Source organism: Pseudomonas sp. 10-1B (genome assembly GCF_000935045.1).
In the GTDB taxonomy this organism is placed as follows: domain Bacteria; phylum Pseudomonadota; class Gammaproteobacteria; order Pseudomonadales; family Pseudomonadaceae; genus Aquipseudomonas.
This window is the reverse complement of the sequence record NZ_JYKS01000004.1, coordinates 187,152-203,968: the sequence shown is the minus strand read 5'-3', so window position 1 is coordinate 203,968 and position 16,817 is coordinate 187,152. Positions and strand designations below refer to the sequence as shown.

At 64.9% G+C, this 16,817-nt stretch carries 12 protein-coding genes; all 12 read left to right on the top strand.

The window, feature by feature from the left end; all coding sequences use genetic code 11:
* Nucleotides 1–709: 709 nt before the first annotated feature.
* The 12 genes from TZ03_RS02810 (at nt 710) to TZ03_RS02755 (ending at nt 16,767) form a co-directional block, all read left to right on the top strand.
* The gene (locus tag TZ03_RS02810; RefSeq protein ID WP_414860297.1) at nt 710–2,293 is read left to right on the top strand and encodes an ABC transporter substrate-binding protein; all 1,584 of its coding nucleotides are present in this window, start codon (nt 710–712) and stop codon (nt 2,291–2,293) included.
* Nucleotides 2,290–3,222 (top strand): ABC transporter permease, encoded by a 933-nt coding sequence (locus tag TZ03_RS02805; RefSeq protein ID WP_051095636.1) that lies wholly within the window; start codon nt 2,290–2,292, stop codon nt 3,220–3,222. Before TZ03_RS02810 ends, TZ03_RS02805 begins: the two co-directional genes overlap by 4 nt.
* Before the next feature lie 21 nt (nt 3,223–3,243).
* Nucleotides 3,244–4,488 carry an acyl-CoA dehydrogenase family protein gene (locus tag TZ03_RS02800; RefSeq protein WP_051095635.1) on the top strand — a complete coding sequence of 415 codons (1,245 nt, stop codon included), beginning with the start codon at nt 3,244–3,246 and terminating at the stop codon, nt 4,486–4,488.
* Nucleotides 4,489–4,502: 14 nt separating this feature from the next.
* The gene (locus tag TZ03_RS02795) at nt 4,503–5,852 is read left to right on the top strand and encodes an LLM class flavin-dependent oxidoreductase (protein ID WP_051095634.1); all 1,350 of its coding nucleotides are present in this window, start codon (nt 4,503–4,505) and stop codon (nt 5,850–5,852) included.
* A gap of 44 nt (nt 5,853–5,896) precedes the next feature.
* Complete coding sequence (locus tag TZ03_RS02790) at nt 5,897–6,952, top strand: NADP(H)-dependent aldo-keto reductase (RefSeq protein ID WP_051095633.1); 1,056 nt, start codon at nt 5,897–5,899, stop codon at nt 6,950–6,952.
* Nucleotides 6,953–7,065: 113 nt separating this feature from the next.
* Entirely contained in the window at nt 7,066–7,920 is an 855-nt protein-coding gene (locus TZ03_RS02785) for an ABC transporter permease (RefSeq protein WP_051095632.1), read from the top strand.
* Nucleotides 7,917–9,566, top strand: coding sequence for a dipeptide ABC transporter ATP-binding protein (locus tag TZ03_RS02780; protein ID WP_051095631.1), 1,650 nt, complete (start codon nt 7,917–7,919; stop codon nt 9,564–9,566). Before TZ03_RS02785 ends, TZ03_RS02780 begins: the two co-directional genes overlap by 4 nt.
* Before the next feature lie 21 nt (nt 9,567–9,587).
* On the top strand, nt 9,588–11,375 hold the full coding sequence (locus TZ03_RS02775; protein ID WP_051095630.1) for an ABC transporter ATP-binding protein: 1,788 nt from the start codon (nt 9,588–9,590) through the stop codon (nt 11,373–11,375).
* Nucleotides 11,376–11,580: 205 nt separating this feature from the next.
* Entirely contained in the window at nt 11,581–13,215 is a 1,635-nt protein-coding gene (locus TZ03_RS02770; RefSeq protein WP_051095629.1) for an ABC transporter substrate-binding protein, read from the top strand.
* A complete protein-coding gene (locus TZ03_RS02765) occupies nt 13,212–14,198 on the top strand; it encodes an ABC transporter permease (RefSeq protein ID WP_051095789.1) in 987 nt (328 codons plus the stop codon). The genes TZ03_RS02770 and TZ03_RS02765 overlap by 4 nt, the downstream gene beginning before the upstream one ends.
* Nucleotides 14,195–15,058 (top strand): ABC transporter permease, encoded by an 864-nt coding sequence (locus tag TZ03_RS02760; protein WP_051095628.1) that lies wholly within the window; start codon nt 14,195–14,197, stop codon nt 15,056–15,058. Before TZ03_RS02765 ends, TZ03_RS02760 begins: the two co-directional genes overlap by 4 nt.
* On the top strand, nt 15,055–16,767 hold the full coding sequence (locus TZ03_RS02755; RefSeq protein WP_051095627.1) for a dipeptide ABC transporter ATP-binding protein: 1,713 nt from the start codon (nt 15,055–15,057) through the stop codon (nt 16,765–16,767). The genes TZ03_RS02760 and TZ03_RS02755 overlap by 4 nt, the downstream gene beginning before the upstream one ends.
* Nucleotides 16,768–16,817 lie beyond the last annotated feature (50 nt).

The window sequence follows — 16,817 nt, the reverse complement described above, 5'->3', positions numbered from 1 at the left end:
TTGAATTCCTTGAAAGTCATCGTAGGTCCTTGGCGCTCTATGGGAATAGTCAGGCCTGTCGAAATGCTGGAGAGCAGTTTCCGTGCCAGTTGGTATCAGCCCATAAGTTGTAGGGTGGGCGGGTTTTTTTAGTTTTAAAAGTGAGCGAAACAAGAAGTTTTGTTGTGCCGCTGTTGTTTGTCGAACAGTGCGAGTTATAAGCAAATGCCTAATAGTTTGTGCGGGGGCTGAGAGTTGTATGGGTCAGCCATGGCAAGGGTTTGAGGTTTTTGATGTTGATTTTTCAACAGCGCTTTAACAGTTTGTCTGATTACGCAGGTGGTTATTTTTGAATGGGCCAGTAAATACGCATTGAAAAGGCTGGCACGACAACTGCAATACTTCATTTAAATAGGATGGCGTTGTTCGCAGTCGCTGCGAAAAACAGCCTTTTATATGAAAGGGAGTATGTGCAGTGCGTGCGAAAGTCAGACCCTGCAGCCACCCATTGGTCAGCGCTGTCGGTGTGCCTGTGACATTGGCGTTGCCCAGTTCCAGTACGTGTGTGCGTCACCGGTGGGGCGTGCGGCGTCCGATGGCCGCGTCGATGCTGCTCCTGGCCCAGAGCACCCTGTTGACGAGTGCGCTGCTGCTTGCTGCGTGCGCACCGCCTGCGCCGCAGGCTACGGGCACACTGAAGGGCAAAGCGGTCCATGCAGTGAAAGGGGTGATGCGTTACCCTGCCAGCGATTTTGTCGAGCAGCAGGCTGGCCAGCGCGGTGGCACCCTGCGCGTGTCGGCCGCGATCGACGCCGGCAGCTTCGATATCCATGCACTGTCCAACGGCAACATGCAGTGGATGGGCCGCATCCTGTTCGACTGCTTGGTGTACCAGGCCGAGGACGGTACCCTCACGCCGTGGCTGGCGAAAAGCTGGGACATCAGCGCCGACGGCCTGACTTATACCTTCCACCTGCGTGACGACGTCACTTTCAGCGATGGCGAGCGCTTCAACGCCGAGGCCGTGCGGGTCAACCTCGAACACATGCGCGACCCGACGACCAAGTCGCCATTGGCCGCCGCCTATATCGCGCCGTACCTGCGGGGTCGGGTGGTGGACGAGTACACGTTCGAGGCTACCCTGCATGCGCCTTATGCGCCGTTTCTCGATGTGCTGTCGCAGGCCTGGCTGGGGATGATTTCGCCGCGGCAGATCCTCGAGGCGCCGAAGACCATCGCCAGTCAACCCATCGGTACCGGGCCATTCGTGTTGACCGGCTGGGTGCGCGACCAGCGTGCCAGTTTTGTCCGCCGCCCGGGGTACAACTGGGCGCCGCCAGCGATCAACCACCAGGGCGAGGCGTATCTGGATGGCATCGAGTTGAGCTACGTGCCCGAAGCGATGATCCGCTACACCTCGCTGGAAGCCGCCGACAACGACATGGCCTTGGACGCCCCGGCGCAGAATGCCGCAGCGATCCGCGCCAACCCGCAACTGACCCTGCGCAACCGCATTCGCAAGGGCAATCCATCGCGCAGCATCACCTTCAATGTCGAGCGTGCGCCGTTTGATGACGTGCGAGTGCGCCAGGCAGTGGCCAAGGCCATCGACCGTGATGGCCTGGCGTGGATCTCCGGCTTTGGCGAGTACCTGGCCAAGGGGGATTTCCTCGCCGTGAATACCCCCGGCTATGACCCGGTGGCCCGCGATGCCTTGGCCTTCGATCCGGTCGAAGCCGGGCGCTTGCTCGATGCCGCCGGCTGGACCGGGCGTGACGCCGAAGGCTATCGCAGCCGTGATGGCCAGCGCCTCGGGGCGACCTTGCTGAGCTATGACAACCCGGCGTTTCCGGCCAATGTCTCGGTGGCTGCCCAGGCGGACCTGCGCAAGGTCGGCTTCGACCTGCGCATCGAGCTGCTGCCGATCAGCAAGGTCCTGGAGCTACGTTACCTCGGCAACTTCGACGCCATCGGCGGCGGCTACTGGCACACCAACACGGCTGACGGCTTGTACATCCTCTACCACAGCCAATCCATCCCCAGCGCGCGGATGATTGGCCAGAACGTCGGCCACTTCCGTGACGCCACCCTCGACCAGTTGCTTGGCGCCGCCCGGCGCAGCACCGACCCGATGCAACGTCGCGAGCTGTATCGCCAGGCCCAGCAACGCCTGGGCGAGACTGTGCCGGCCGTACCCTCGGTAGAAAGCCAGATGCTGCTGGCCTACCGCAATGCTGTAGGCGGTGTGCTGTTCGATGGCTCGCACAACGTTCCCCTGTTCACCAGCGTGTGGCTGGCAAAGGAGCAACCATGAAACTGCTGACGGTCTTGCTGCGCCGCCTGCGTGACGGTGTGATCGTGCTATGGGCGGCGGCCAGCCTGACCTTCCTCGGTATGCAGCACAGCGGTGGCGACATCGCCCTGGTGATCCTTGGCGGCCCGGATGCCATGCCAAGCGAGGCGGTGCTGGCCCAGGCGCGCGCCGAGTACGGCCTCGATCAACCGCTGTGGGTGCAGTACGGTCACTACCTGGCGCGCCTGGGCAAGGGCGATCTGGGCGAGTCGTATCGGTTGCGCATACCGGTCGGCCAGGCGATTGGCGAACAGGCCGGCGCGACCCTGGCCCTGGCCAGCAGCGCCGCTGTGCTGGCGGTGCTGCTGGCGATGGCCTCGGCGTTGCTCACCGCCAACCGCGGGCGGCGTTTGCGGGCGGTGGTCTCGGGCATCGAGCTATTGCTGTCGTCGGCCCCCAACTTCGTGATCGGCACGCTGCTGCTGTTGGTCTTCGCGTTCCACTTCCATTGGCTACCGCCGTCCGGGTCCAGCGGTTGGCGCTCGCTGGTACTGCCGAGCCTGGCCCTGGCGCTGCCGATCGCGGCGGTGCTTGCCCAGGTGTTGCGCCAGTCGCTGGAGCAGGTGCTGGAACAACCCTTCATCGCCCAAGCCCGTGCCCGTGGCATGGGCGATACCGCTGTGCGTCTGCGCCATGCCCTGCGTCATGCCCTGGTGCCGCTGGTGACCCTGGCCGGATACGTGTTCGCCAGCCTGCTCGGCGGCGCAGTGGTGCTGGAGTTGCTGTTCGGCCGCCAAGGCATTGGCCGGTTGATGCTCGACGCTACCGCCAGCAAGGACGTGCCACTGGTGCTCGGCGTCACCCTGTTGGCGGCAGCGATCTACGTGCTGGTCAACCTGCTGGTGGACCTGGCGACCCAGGCCATCGACCCGCGCACCGCGCGCCTCTGAATTCACGAGAAAGGAACCATCATGAGTCAAACCACGATTACAGATGCCGAACTAGATGCGCGTTTTGCACCAATCTACGCGCGTATCGCCGAAGGCGCGGTGGCCCGCGAGCAGCAGCGTACCCTGGCCCATGAGCCGGTGGCCTGGTTGCGCGAGGCCGCCTTCGGCGCCCTGCGCGTACCACGCAGCCACGGTGGCTCAGGCGCAACCTTGCCGCAGTTGCTGCGCCAGTTGGTGCGCCTGGGTCAGGCTGACTCCAACCTGCCGCAGATCTTTCGCGCCCACTTCGGTTTCGTCGAAGGGCGGCTGTCGTCCAGCGATGCCGCCTCCCAGGACTACTGGTTCGCCCGCGTGGTCGCTGGCCAGCTGTGGGGCGCCGCCATGGCCGAGCGTACCGACAGTACCGGCAATACCGTGCAGTTGAGCGAAGGCGAGGGCGGTTACCGCCTGGACGGCGAGAAGTACTACTGCACTGGCGCGCTGTACGCCGACTGGGTGGCGGTAGTGGCCAACCATGGCGACGACTTTGTCAGCCTCGCGGTGCCGACCCGTGTACCGGGCGTGGAGCAGGTCGACGACTGGGACGGTTTTGGCCAGCGCCTGACCGGCAGTGGCACCACCCGTTTCACCCAGGTGAGCGTGCAGCCGGAGCACTTGCTGCGGCGTTTCGCCAAAGGCGAATTGCGTGCCGAGTCGTACCTCACCGCGTTCTACCAGGCGGTGCACCTGGCTACCCTGGCGGGTATCGGCCATGCAGTACTGGCCGATGCCGTAGCTTTCGTCCAGGGCCGCACCCGCGCCTTCGGCGTGCCGGGGCAGTCACGGCCAGCTGCCGACCCGCGGGTGCAGGCGGTGATCGGTCGCCTGTCGAGCCTGGCCTTCGCCGCCGATGCGCAAGTCACTGCCGTGGGCCAGAGCCTGCATGCTGTGTTCGAAGCCGGGCAGCAGGGTGAGGTGGCCGAGCAGCTTTACACCGACGCCGAGATCCATGCCTTTCAGGCGCAGCAGATTGTCCTGGCGCAAGTGCTGGATGCGAGCACCTTGCTGTTCGAAGTCGGCGGCGCATCGGCCACCAGCAATGCTCGGCGCCTCGATCGCCATTGGCGCAATGCCCGCACCCTGGCTTCGCACAACCCGGCGATCTACCGCGAGCAGGCGCTAGGCAACTACTACCTCAATGGCATCAGCCCAGCTCAGGCCTGGCGCGCCCTTCAGGCTACCGCCAGCGAAGGCCAGGGCAGCGGCGACGAAGCCAGCGCAGTCTGATCAGGAGAACCGGCATGACTACGAAACAGATGAGCCTGGGCATGAATATCCTCGGCTTCGGCTCGCATTCCGGCGCCTGGCGCCAGGGTGAGGCGGCACTCGACGCCTATATCGACGTCAACTATTACCGTGATGTCGCACGTATTTCCGAGCGCGGCTGCCTGGATGCAATCTTCCTGGCCGATGGCCCGGCGTTGCCGCCGGATGTGTCCGCCCAGCCGGGCGGGCGCCTGGAGCCGACCGTGCTGCTCACTGCGGTGGCGGCCGCCACTGAGCGCATTGGCGTGATCGCGACCTGCTCCAGTACTTACAACGAACCCTTCAACCTGGCCCGGCGAATTGCCTCGCTGGACCATATCAGCGGCGGCCGGGCAGCCTGGAATGTGGTCACCAATGCCGGTGACGCGGCGGCACAGAACTTCGGCCTGGCTGGCGCGCCTTTGCATATGGACCGCTACGGGCGGGCCGAGGAGTTCGTCGACGTGACCCTGAAGCTTTGGGACAGCTGGGAGGACGACGCGATCATCGGTGACCGCGCCGCTGGCCGTTTTGCCGACCCGAGCAAGGTCCACACCCTGAATTTCAAGGGAAAGCACTTTCAGGTCAAAGGGCCGCTGAACCTGCCGCGCTCGCCGCAGGGCAGGCCGGTGCTGGTGCAGGCCGGCTCTTCCGAAGGTGGCAAGGCACTCGGTTCACGCTATGCAGATGCGATCTTCACCACCCAGACCACCCTGGCCGACGGACAGGCATTCTATCGGGAGATGAAGGCGCGGGCCAAAGCCTGGGGCCGTGACCCGCAGCACCTGAAGATCATGCCTGGCCTGTCGACCGTGATCGGCGGCACCGAGGCCGAGGCCCACGCACGCTTCGACGAGCTCAATGCCTGGCATGGCGAGCACGGCCTGTTGCAGCAGGTGGCGGGGCGTATCGGCATCGACGCCAGCGAGCTGGACCCGGATGCGCCGTTGCCTTGGGCGCGGATTGGCGCGGTGGCGGATTTCGAGCGGGGGTCGCATGGTTTTCTGGAAGCTCAGTTGAATCTGGCGCGCAGCGAGAACCTGACCATTCGCCAGTTGTCGCGGCGGATTCTGGTCGGGCACCGCTTGGCCGTCGGTACCCCGGAGCAGGTCGCCGCTACCCTGGCTGAGTGGTTCCTGGCAGGAGCGGGGGATGGTTTCAACATCATGCCCGACATGTTCCCGTCAGGCGCGCGGGTGTTTGTCGAAGAGGTGGTGCCGCTGCTGCAGAAGCGCGGGTTGTTCCGTACCGAATACACCGGCACCACCTTGCGTGAGCACCTGGGTTTGCCGAAAGCAGTGAACCAGTTTGCACAAGCCCGGCGCGAGGCTGCACGGGCTGTTTAAGGGTTGCACCCAGACATCAACGTATCACCCAAGGACTCGACACCATGCGCTACCGCCCATTAGGCCACACCAATCTTCAGGTCAGCCTCCTCAGTCTCGGCACCATGACCTGGGGGCACCAGAACAGCGAACAGGACGCCCACCAGCAACTGGACGCCGCCCTCGCTGCCGGCATCAACTTCATCGACACCGCCGAGATGTACCCCACGCCCACCCGCGCCGAAACCTGGACCACCACCGAGCGCTACATCGGCACCTGGCTCGCCGCCCGCGGCAGCCGTGACAAGCTCGTGCTGGCCAGCAAGATCGCCGGCCCTGCCCGCGACCCCGGCGGCCAGGCGCATATCCGGGATGGCCTGTCGCACCACGACCGCAAGAACATCGTTGCCGCCCTGGAGGGCAGCCTGCGCCGCCTGAACACCGACTACCTCGACCTCTACCAACTGCACTGGCCCGATCGCACCAGCAATTTCTTCGGCATCCGCGAATACCCCTACGTTGACGACCATCCGCAAACGGCGGCCATCGAAGAAACCCTGGCCGTGCTCGACGAGCAGGTCAAGGCTGGCAAGGTACGTCATATCGGAGTGTCCAACGAAACGCCGTGGGGGGTAGCGCAGTTTTTGCGACACAGCGAGGACAAGGGCCTGGCGCGGATTGCCAGTATCCAGAACCCGTACAGCCTGCTCAACCGCTTGTACGAGAACGGCCTGTCGGAGTTCAGCCATCGCGAAGGGGTTAGCCTGCTGGCCTATTCGCCGCTGGCATTCGGGGCGTTGACCGGCAAGTACCTGAACGGGGCAAAGCCGGAGGGTTCGCGGTTGTCGTCGGTGTATCGCACCTTCAATCGCTATGGCAGTGAGGAGGCCAACAGCGCTATTGCCAGTTATGTGCAGATTGCGCGGGAGCATGGGCTGACACCGGCGCAACTGGCCTTGGCTTTCGTCATACGCCAGCCGTTCGTGGCCAGTGCGATTACCGGGCAGACCACCTTGCTGCAGTTGCAGGAGAACCTGAGTGCCCTGGATGTGTCGCTCAGTGATGAGGTGCTGGCCGATATCCAGGCGGTGCACCGCCGTATTCCCAACCCGGCACCGTAGCCCGCATGGCAAGGGCTCTCACAGGATCATCGCAATGCTGAAACTTGTGCGGTCTCTGTGGGAGCGGGCTTGCCCGCGAATAGGCCCATGCAGGCGATACAAGAAGGACCGCCATGAACACGATATCTTTAGCACCCTCCCGCTGGGTCAGCAGACCGAAGTGGCAATTGCGCCCTGGCCTGTTCTGCGCCTGGGCCATGCTCGGTTTGCTCCTGCTGGCAGTAGCCTTCCCCGACTGGCTTTCCTCGACCGATCCATTGGCCGCCGACGCCCGCCTGGCTTACCACCCGCCAAGCCCCACCTTCTGGCTGGGCAGCGACGAGAACGGCCGCGATGCCCTCAGCCGGCTGATCCACGGCGCCCGCCCATCGCTCTACATCGGCCTGGCCGCCACCCTGGTCGGGCTCGGCCTTGGTACGCTGCTCGGCTTGCTTGCCGGCCTTGCCCCCGCTTGGCTGGACAATCTGCTGATGCGCGCCGTCGATGTGCTGCTGGCCTTCCCCGACCTGTTACTGGCGCTGGTCATCATCACCCTGTTCGGTCAAGGCACCAGCAACCTGATCCTCGCCGTCGGCATCGCCTCGGTGCCGCGCTACGCCCGCCTGGTACGCGCCCAGACCCTGACTATCCGGCATGCCAGTTTCGTCGAAGCTGCGGTAACGCTGGGCCGCAGTCCCTTGGCAGTGGTGTTCTGGCATGTGCTGCCTAACGCAGTCCAACCCGTGTTGATCCTGGCCTGCATCGGCCTGGGCGGCGCCATCACCGCTGCCGCTGCGCTGAGCTTCCTCGGCTTCGGCGCACCACCTCCCGCGCCGGAGTGGGGCGCGATGATGGCCGTGGCGCGCAACTTCATGGCCAACGCACCCTGGCTGATGGCCTGGCCAGCGCTGGCGATCACCCTGACCGTAATTTCCATCACCGTCATTGGCCGTGACTGGCTGCGCCGTAGCGAGGGCAGAAGCGTATGAGCATCTTCGAGGACAACCTGACTCCGCTGGTGGACATCCGCGACCTGCATGTGAGCTTCAACGGTGTGCCGGTGGTACGCGGCGTCGACCTGCAATTGCGCGCGGGGCAATGCCTGGCGCTGGTGGGCGAATCGGGCTCGGGCAAGAGCGTCACGGCGCGTACCCTCGTCGGCCTGACCGGGGCTGGCGCTCATGTGCAGGCGCAGCGCCTGGCCTTCGCCGGGCAGCACCTGGGCCAGCTCGATGAGAACGCGTGGCAGCGTTTGCGTGGCGAGCACATCGGCTTTGTCATGCAAGATGCGCTGGGTTCGCTCGACCCGCTGCGACGCGTGGGTGCAGAAATCGAAGAGCCATTGCTGTTGCACACCGAGCTGACTGCGCAACAGCGTCGTCTGCGAGTCCTTGAGCTATTGCGCCAGGTCGGTGTGCCTGAACCTGAAGTGCGCGCCGGGCAATACCCGTGGCAGCTTTCCGGAGGCCTGAGACAGCGCGCCTTGATCGCCTCGGCGATCGCCTGTCAGCCGCGTCTGTTGATCGCTGACGAGCCCACCACCGCGCTGGACGCCACGGTGCAGGCGCAGATTCTCGACCTGCTGGAGCAACTGCGCGAGCGCGACAACAGCCTGTTGATGGTCAGCCATGACCTGGCCGTGGTCGCACGCCTGGCCGACTGGGTGGCTGTGATGCGCCAAGGGGTAGTGGTGGAGCAGGGCAGCGTCGAACAGATCCTGCAGGACCCGCAGGCCCCCTATACCCAACGCCTGCTGAATGCCGCTCGGGCCGTGCATTTCAAGCGTCCGGCGGTGCCGGCCCTGGCGCTGGTGGAGAATGCCGTGGACGAACAACCGGTGGTGCTGGAGGCACGTGGCTTGAGCAAAGCCTTTGCTGGGCCGGACGGGCGGTTGCGCCCGGTGCTGAACGATGTGTCCCTGCAGTTGCGCGCCGGGCAAACCCTTGGCGTGGTGGGCGAGTCCGGTTCCGGCAAGAGCACGCTGGGACGCATCCTGCTGGGCCTGGAACGGCCGGAGCAAGGCAGTCTGCAACTGCTCGGGCAGGACTGGTTTGCGCTTTCCGCCGCGCAGCAGCGCCGGGCACGGCACGGGATCCAGGTGGTGTTCCAGGACCCGCTGGCTTCGTTCGACCCGCGCTACACCGTGTTGCGGATATTGGCCGAGGCACTGGCGCATGCGGGGGGGCCGCGTGCGTTGCAGCGCACCGAGACGGCGGCGCTACTGGAGCGGGTGCAGTTGCCGGTGGGTTTGCTCGACCGCCGTCCACTGGAGTTGTCGGGCGGGCAGCGGCAGCGCATCGCGATTGCCCGAGCACTGGCCATGAAGCCCAAGGTGCTGGTGCTGGATGAACCGGTATCGGCGCTGGATGTGTCGGTGCAGGCGCGAATCCTGGCATTGCTGGCCGAACTCAAGGCGGAGTTGAACCTGGCTTGCCTGTTCATCTCTCACGACCTTGGGGTGGTGGAGCAGGTCAGTGACCACGTGTTGGTGATGCAAGGGGGAAGGGTGATGGAACAGGGCCCGGCAGCCCAGGTGCTTGGCCAGGCACGTCATGGCTATACCCGCGCTTTGCTCGATGCCGTGCCTCATCTTCCGGCGGCACGGCCAAGCTGGTTCCGGCGCATCGCCGTATAAGCAAAACACAAGGAGAATACTGTGCCATCCACCCGCCGCCTGCCCGATGGTTGGGACATCCGTCACCTGCCAGACACCCCGCTGGCCTTCCTTCGCGCTTTTATCCTGCGTCACCCATTGGCCTACGCCGGTATGCTCGCCTTGCAGACCCTCGCCATGTTCTGCGCTGTGCTGGTCCCTTGGCAACTCGGCCAGATCACCCGTCTGGTCAGCCAGGGCGTGGACGCGAGCCATGTCGTCACGGTGTTGAGCTGGCCCTTGATGGGTTTTGCCTTGATGCTGATGCTTGAGATGGTCAGCACGCGGGCCGCCAGTGGCTTGCATATCTACACCGTGCCCCGTCAGCGGCGCGCTGTGACCCAGGCCTTGTTCGCCTACCTGCAACGCCATTCGCATCGCTACATCACCAGCGAGTTCGCTGGGGCATTGGCGCACCGTATCAGCGAGGTTTCGATCGGCACCACTCAGACGCTGGCGATTCTGATCTTCGATCTTATCCCGTTGCTTGCGACCCTTGCCCTGGCGGTTATCCTGCTGGCCACCGCAAACGCCTGGCTGGCGGCGTTCATGGGCCTGTGGGCGGTCGGCTTTCTCATGTTGTGCTGGTTCTTGGCCAGGCGTAGCCACCCGCTGGCCCGCGACTTTGCCGCAGCGCGTAGCGTCAGCACCGGCAAGGTGGTGGACGCGGTAAGCAACCTCACCAATATCCGTCTGTTCGCCCGTCACCCCTATGAGCATGGCTACCTGGGCAAGTTTCTCGACCGCGAGGTAATAGCGGCAGACCGCTCGCTCGGCTATATGGAGAAGATCCGCTGGCTGCAGAACACCTGTGGCGTGCTGCTTAAGCTGGGTATCTTGCTGTTGGCGCTGTGGTTGTGGCAACGCGGCAGCATCGACATCGCCACCTTCGTCACCGCTACCAGCCTGTCGCTGATGATCATCACCGATGTGGCCGGGCTGTCGCGGCGCTTGCTGGAGTTCTTCGAGGCCATGGGCAATATCGCCAATGGCGTGCGCACCCTGGTGCGGCCACACGAAGTGCGCGACACGGCTGACGCAGCGTTGCTGAAGGTCGAGCGGGGCGAAGTGCACTTTGCGGATGTGACCTTTGGCTACCACCCAGGACGGCCGATCTTTCAGAATCTGAACCTGCATATTCCGGCGGGGCAGCGGGTAGGCCTGGTCGGTGCGTCCGGCTCGGGTAAATCGACCTTGCTCGGGCTGTTGCTACGGTTGTACGACGTGGATCAGGGGCAGGTGCTGATCGACGGGCAGGACGTGCGCACGGTGACCCAGCATTCGCTGCACCAGCAGGTCGGGCTGATTCCGCAGGAGCCGGGGCTGTTCCACCGCAGCATTCGCGAGAACATCCACTACGGTTGCCTGGAGGCTGGTGACGATGCGTTGGCGGCGGCGATCGAACGCGCCGGTGCCCGGGATTTCATCGAGGCCATGGAGCAAGGCTTCGAGTCGCTGGTGGGCGAGCGCGGTGTGAAGCTATCCGGCGGGCAGCGTCAGCGTATCGCCATCGCCCGGGTGCTGTTGAAGAACGCGCCGATCCTGGTAATGGACGAGGCGACCTCAAGCCTCGACTCGATCACCGAGCGATATATCCAGGATAAGCTCGACGAGATCATGGACGACAAGACGGTGATCGTGGTGGCACACCGGCTGTCGACCGTGGCGCACCTTGACCGGATCGTGGTGTTCGAGGATGGACGCATTGTCGAGGATGGCAGCCATGCGCAGTTGCTGGCGCGACGGGGGTATTACCATCGGCTGTGGAGTCGGCAAGGGGAGGCGGCCTGAGACTCGCAGCAAGATCCTGAGTCGGGCCTATCGCCGGGCTTGCCGGCGTAGGCCCGAACCGCACTGTTGCCATTCGAACACCCCTTGCACACTTTGCCCTCGCAACAGCACCACATCCTCGCCAAACCCCAGCAAAATCAACCCCTTGAACCCGGCACAACTCCTGCAACAGGCCTATCAAAGTCCAGTCCCCGCAGGAGCGTCCTTGAACACACTCATCTTCCCCCTGATCCCGCTCTGCACCGTACTGGCCTTGCTCGGCTGCGAGCAAGCCAAGCAGCGCACGGCGCAAAGCACCCAGCCGCAGCAGGGTGGCACCCTGGTCTATGCCTCCGACCGTGAGCCTACCTGTCTCGACCCACATGTGGCCGGCGATATGCCGCAGGTGTTCGTTGCCCAGCAGTACCTCGATTCACTGGTGTCGATGGACAGCAAAGGCCAGATAGGTCCTTGGCTTGCGACAAGCTGGGAGGTCTCGCCAGACGGCCTGCGCTACACCTTCCATCTGCGTCGCGACGTGCAATTCACCGATGGCACGCCGTTCAATGCTGAAGCGGTCAAGGCCAACCTCGACCACATGGCCAACCCCAAGACCCAGTCCAGTACCGCCGGTGGCTACATCCGCCAGTACCGCGACACCAAGGTGCTCGACGCCTACACCGCCGAAGTCACTCTGGCGACACCCTACGCGGCCTTCCTTGAAGTGTTGGCCCAGGGCTTTCTTGGCATCCAGTCGCCCACCGCACTGCAACGCAGCCGTGACGAGAACTGCGCGAGCCCGGTCGGCAGCGGACCGTTCAAGGTGGTGCGCTGGGACCGGCAGAACCAGGTGGAACTGGTGCGCAACCCGGTCTACAACTGGGCGCCACCGACCGCGCAGCACCAAGGCCCTGCTTACCTGGAGCGCATTGTCTGGAAGTTCATCCAGGAACCGTCGGTGCGTTTCGCCTCGCTGCAGGCCGGTGAGGTCGATGTGATCGAAGCGCTGCCGCCGGAGTCGCACGAAGCAGCACGACGCAACCCGGACGTGGAGCTGATCATCGCCCAGCGCCCGGGCAACCCCACCAACGGCACTTTCAACCTGCGCCGCGCACCGTTCGACGACATCCGGGTACGCGAGGCCTTCGTTCGCAGCGCCGATGTCGAGGGCGCACTGAAGAGTGTGTACTTCGGCGAGTTTCCCCGCGCCGGTGGCCCGCTGAGCATTGCCACGCCGTTCTACAGCGGTGACTTCGAGCACAGCCAGGACTACGACCCGGCCCGCGCTGGAAAACTGCTCGACGAAGCCGGCTGGACCGGCCGTGACGACGAGGGCTACCGCACCAGGAACGGTCAGCGCCTGCGCGCCGTCGTGCTGATCGGCGCACGCACGCCGCCGTCGGAACTGACCCTGTGGGAACAGGTACAGGCCACTACCCGCCAGGCTGGCCTGGAACTGGTGCTGGACCAGATGAGCGATGCCCAGGTCACCGCCCGCCAGGCCGCCTGGGACTATGACATCCGCATTGGCTACTGGAACACCAACACCCCTGACGTGCTGCGCATCATCTTCACCAGCGCGTTCGTGCAGCCAGCCGGGGTTGGCGGCTATCACCAGAACTCCTCCGGTTACGCCGACCCGGGCTACGACGCGCTGCTCGACAGTGCCCTGGCCACCCAGGATGTGGACCTGCGGCGCCAGCGCTACTTCCAGGCGCAGCAACAGGCCGCCGCGCAATACCTGCAACTCACCACATACCCGCAAAGCACGCGCCTGGGTATCTACAAGACCGCCCATGGCGTGCGACTGGAACCTTCGCTGGCGGTGACCTACCTCTATGATGCATGGGTGAACAAATGAGTACGACGACGCTCGCTTTGACCAACCTGCGCCGCGAACGTCTGGCCGCCCTGGGCCGGCGCGCCGCCATCCGTCTGGGCGGTGGCGTGCTGGTGCTGTGGGCGGTGGCGACCCTGACCTTCTTCGCATTACGGCTAATGCCGGGTGACCCGGTGCTGGCGATTCTCGGCGGCCCCAGCGGCAACCCGACACCGGAAGCGATTGAAGCCGCGCGCGTGGAGTACGGCCTCGACAAACCGTTGGCGGTGCAGTACGTGTTCTACCTCGGGCGCCTGTTGCAAGGCGACTTGGGGGTGTCCTACTCGCAGCACCTGCCGGTCACTCGCGTGCTGGCCGAGCAGGGCGGGGCGACGCTGGAACTGACCCTCGCCGCCCTGCTGCTGGCCTGGCTGCTGGTGCTGCTGTTGACGGTGATCACAGCGGGGCGCGGAAGGCTGGTAGGCGGCATCGCCTCGCTGGCGGAAACCCTCAGTGCAGCGCTGCCGCACTTCTGGCTCGGCGTGGTGCTGCTGGCGGTGTTCGCTTTCGGCCTGCGCTGGTTCCCGCCGGCAGGTAGCGACAGCGTCGCCAGCCTGATACTTCCGGCGTTGTCCCTGGCGATTCCGTTGGCCGGCTTCATCGCTCAGGTCACCCGAGAATCGCTGGAATTGACCCTCGATCAACCCTTCATTCTCACCGCCCGCACACGTGGTCTCAGCGACCTGGCCGTGCGCTTCCGGCACGCCTTGCGCCATGCCTTGTTGCCAGGTGTGTCGCTGTCGGGCTGGGCTATCGGCGCGCTGATCAGTGGCGCGGTGGTGTGCGAGGTGATCTTTTCCCGCAAGGGGGTGGGCCGCCAACTGTACCAGGCGGTGCAGGCCCAGGATTTGCCGCTGGTGATCGGCATCAGCCTGGTAGTGGCGGCCGGCTATGTGCTGGCGAACATTCTGGTCGACCTGCTGTACCAGTGGATCGACCCTCGGCAGCAGGAGGCTGCAGCATGACAGACCTGACCCATGATCAAGCGCTCACGCCGTTGCGTCGGCAGCGCCAGCTGGAACTGCCGCCACTGGGCGCAAGCCTGGCGATCCTGTTCCTGTTCGCATTGCTTTTGGCCGCGTTGGCACCGGGCCTGTTCACCCGCATCGACCCGTTGGCCATCGTACCGCGTGAGGCTTTTCAGCCGCCAAGCTGGGTGCACTGGCTGGGCACCGACCAATCGGGCCGCGACATCTTTGCGCGGATCATCCACGGCGCCCGTCAGAGCCTGCTGATCGGCCTTGCGGCTACGGCCATTTCCATGGTTATCGCCATCGCCCTCGGCCTGCTCGGTGGGCTTGGCGGCGCACGCGTGGACCGTGTGGTCGGTTGGCTGCTGGAGGTGCTGTTCGCCTTCCCCAGCCTGGTGCTGGCGCTGCTGTTCGTGGCGGTATTCGGCAGCGGCGTCGGCCCGTTGATCGTCGCCACCGGGCTGGGCGGTGCGCCGGGGTACGCGCGCATGGTCCGTGGCCAGGTGCTGGCGGTACGCAACGCCGGTTACATCGAAGCGGCGCGGGCGCTGGGGCACCCGACATCGCGCATTGTGCTGCGGCAACTGTTGCCCAACGCCATGCGGCCATTGGTGGTGACGCTGACCATGGGCGTTGGCCAGGCCATCGTCTGGGCCTCGGCGCTGAGCTTCCTCGGCCTGGGGGCCCGGCCGCCGGCGCCGGAGTGGGGGACCATGTTGTCCATGGGCCGTGACTTCATCGCCAATGCCTGGTGGCTCACCTTCTTCCCCGGTCTGTTCATCGTCCTCACCACCCTGGCGACGACCGTGACTGGCCGCTATATCCAACAACGCCTGGAGGGTCGCCTGCCATGAGCGACAAGACCTTGATCGTCGAAGGACTGAACGTGGCCTTTGATGGCGCCAGCGTGGTCCGTGACTTGTCCTTCACAGTGTTGCCGGGCCGTTGCGTGGCCTTGGTCGGGGAGTCTGGCTCGGGCAAGAGCGTCAGTGCCCGCTGCCTGGTCGGCCTGGCCGGAGGGCGAGCGCAGGTGAGTGCCCGTCGCTTGAGTTTCGCTGACCACGACCTGCTCGACCTCAGCGAACGCCAGTGGCGCGCGGTGCGCGGCAAGGACATCGGCTTCGTGTTGCAGGATGCGCTGGTGTCGCTTGACCCGCTGCGGCCGGTAGGCAAGGAAATTCTCGAAGTGCTGCAGACCCACCAGTATGGTGACCGTCACACCCGTAACAGGCGTGTGCATGAGTTGCTAGAGCGAGTAGGTGTGCCGGATGTCGAGTTGCGCGCTCGTCAGCGTCCTGGGCAGTTGTCCGGTGGCCTGCGCCAGCGTGCACTGATCGCCAGTGCTCTGGCCCTCGACCCCGCGCTGGTGATTGCCGACGAGCCGACCACCGCGCTGGACGCCACCGTGCAGGCGCAGATCCTTGAAGTGTTCCAGCAGATCAAGGCCCGTGGCGCCTCGCTGCTGATCATCAGCCACGACCTGGCGGTGGTCGCGCAATTGGCCGATGAGGTGGTGGTGCTACGCCATGGCGAAGTGGTGGAGCAGGGGCCGATGCAGCAGGTGCTGCGTCAGCCGCGTCACCCGTACACCCAGGCCTTGTTGGCGGCAGTGCCGGCCGAGCACCCGCGTGGCAGCCGGCTGTCACCCGAGCGGGTTGGCGTGTGCCGTGAACCGCAGGCACGCTTGCACAGCGACGTGCTGCTCGAAGGCCGTGGCCTGGGCAAGCGCTACCTCGGCCCGGACGGGCTGGCGCGGCAGGTGGTGCAGGGCGTCGACTTCACCCTGCGGGCCGGGCGCACCCTGGGCATTGTCGGCGAGTCCGGCTCGGGCAAGACCACCGTGGCTCGCATCGTCCTCGGCCTGCTGCAGCCCGACGAGGGCGAAGTCCTCTATCGCGGGCAGCCCTGGAACGGCCCGGCCAACGCCGTGAGCGAGGCGCTGCGCAGGCCGTTGCGCCGCGAGGTCAGCGTGATCTACCAGGACCCGCTGGGCTCGTTCGACCCGCGCTGGAGCGTAGCGCAGATCCTTGATGACGCCCTGCAGGTCGCCGGCATCGAGGCACCCGCCAGGCCTGCACGCATCGCTGTGCTACTCAACCAGGTGCGTCTGCCGGCAGCGCTTGCCCAGCGCCGACCGTTGCAACTGTCGGGTGGCCAGCGCCAGCGGGTGGCAATCGCCCGTGCGATTGCCAGCGAACCCAAGGTGATCATCTGCGACGAGCCAGTCTCGGCCCTGGACGTGTCGGTACAGGCTCAGGTGCTCGATCTCCTGGCCGACCTGCAGGACGAATTGGGCCTGGCGTACCTGTTCATCTCCCACGATTTGGGGGTGATCCGCCATGTCAGCGACGACGTGCTGGTGATGCGTCACGGCCAGGTGGTGGAGCAGGCACCGGTCGAGCAGTTGTTCGAGAGCCCTGCCCACGAATACACCCAACGGTTGCTTGGCGCGGTACCGCGCCTGCCCGGCAGCGGTGCCGAACTGGTGGTGCCCCCGCTGGATCTGGAACACGAAGCCTTCGACCTGTTCGATGAAGCGCGACTGTGGAAGATTGCCATTTGAAGCCTGGCGCTCCCACACAAGCCGCTACCTCTGTACGAATCCTGAATTTA

Excerpts from the sequence above, each read along its gene's own strand:
- TZ03_RS02800 (WP_051095635.1), top strand. The coding sequence starts at position 3,244 with ATGAGTCAAACCACGATTACAGATGCCGAACTAGATGCGCGTTTTGCA.
- TZ03_RS02795 (WP_051095634.1), top strand. The coding sequence starts at position 4,503 with ATGACTACGAAACAGATGAGCCTGGGCATGAATATCCTCGGCTTCGGC.
- TZ03_RS02790 (WP_051095633.1), top strand. The coding sequence starts at position 5,897 with ATGCGCTACCGCCCATTAGGCCACACCAATCTTCAGGTCAGCCTCCTC.
- TZ03_RS02765 (WP_051095789.1), top strand. The coding sequence starts at position 13,212 with ATGAGTACGACGACGCTCGCTTTGACCAACCTGCGCCGCGAACGTCTG.
- TZ03_RS02810 (WP_414860297.1), top strand. The coding sequence starts at position 710 with ATGCGTTACCCTGCCAGCGATTTTGTCGAGCAGCAGGCTGGCCAGCGC.
- TZ03_RS02805 (WP_051095636.1), top strand. The coding sequence starts at position 2,290 with ATGAAACTGCTGACGGTCTTGCTGCGCCGCCTGCGTGACGGTGTGATC.
- TZ03_RS02760 (WP_051095628.1), top strand. The coding sequence starts at position 14,195 with ATGACAGACCTGACCCATGATCAAGCGCTCACGCCGTTGCGTCGGCAG.
- TZ03_RS02780 (WP_051095631.1), top strand. The coding sequence starts at position 7,917 with ATGAGCATCTTCGAGGACAACCTGACTCCGCTGGTGGACATCCGCGAC.
- TZ03_RS02755 (WP_051095627.1), top strand. The coding sequence starts at position 15,055 with ATGAGCGACAAGACCTTGATCGTCGAAGGACTGAACGTGGCCTTTGAT.
- TZ03_RS02785 (WP_051095632.1), top strand. The coding sequence starts at position 7,066 with ATGAACACGATATCTTTAGCACCCTCCCGCTGGGTCAGCAGACCGAAG.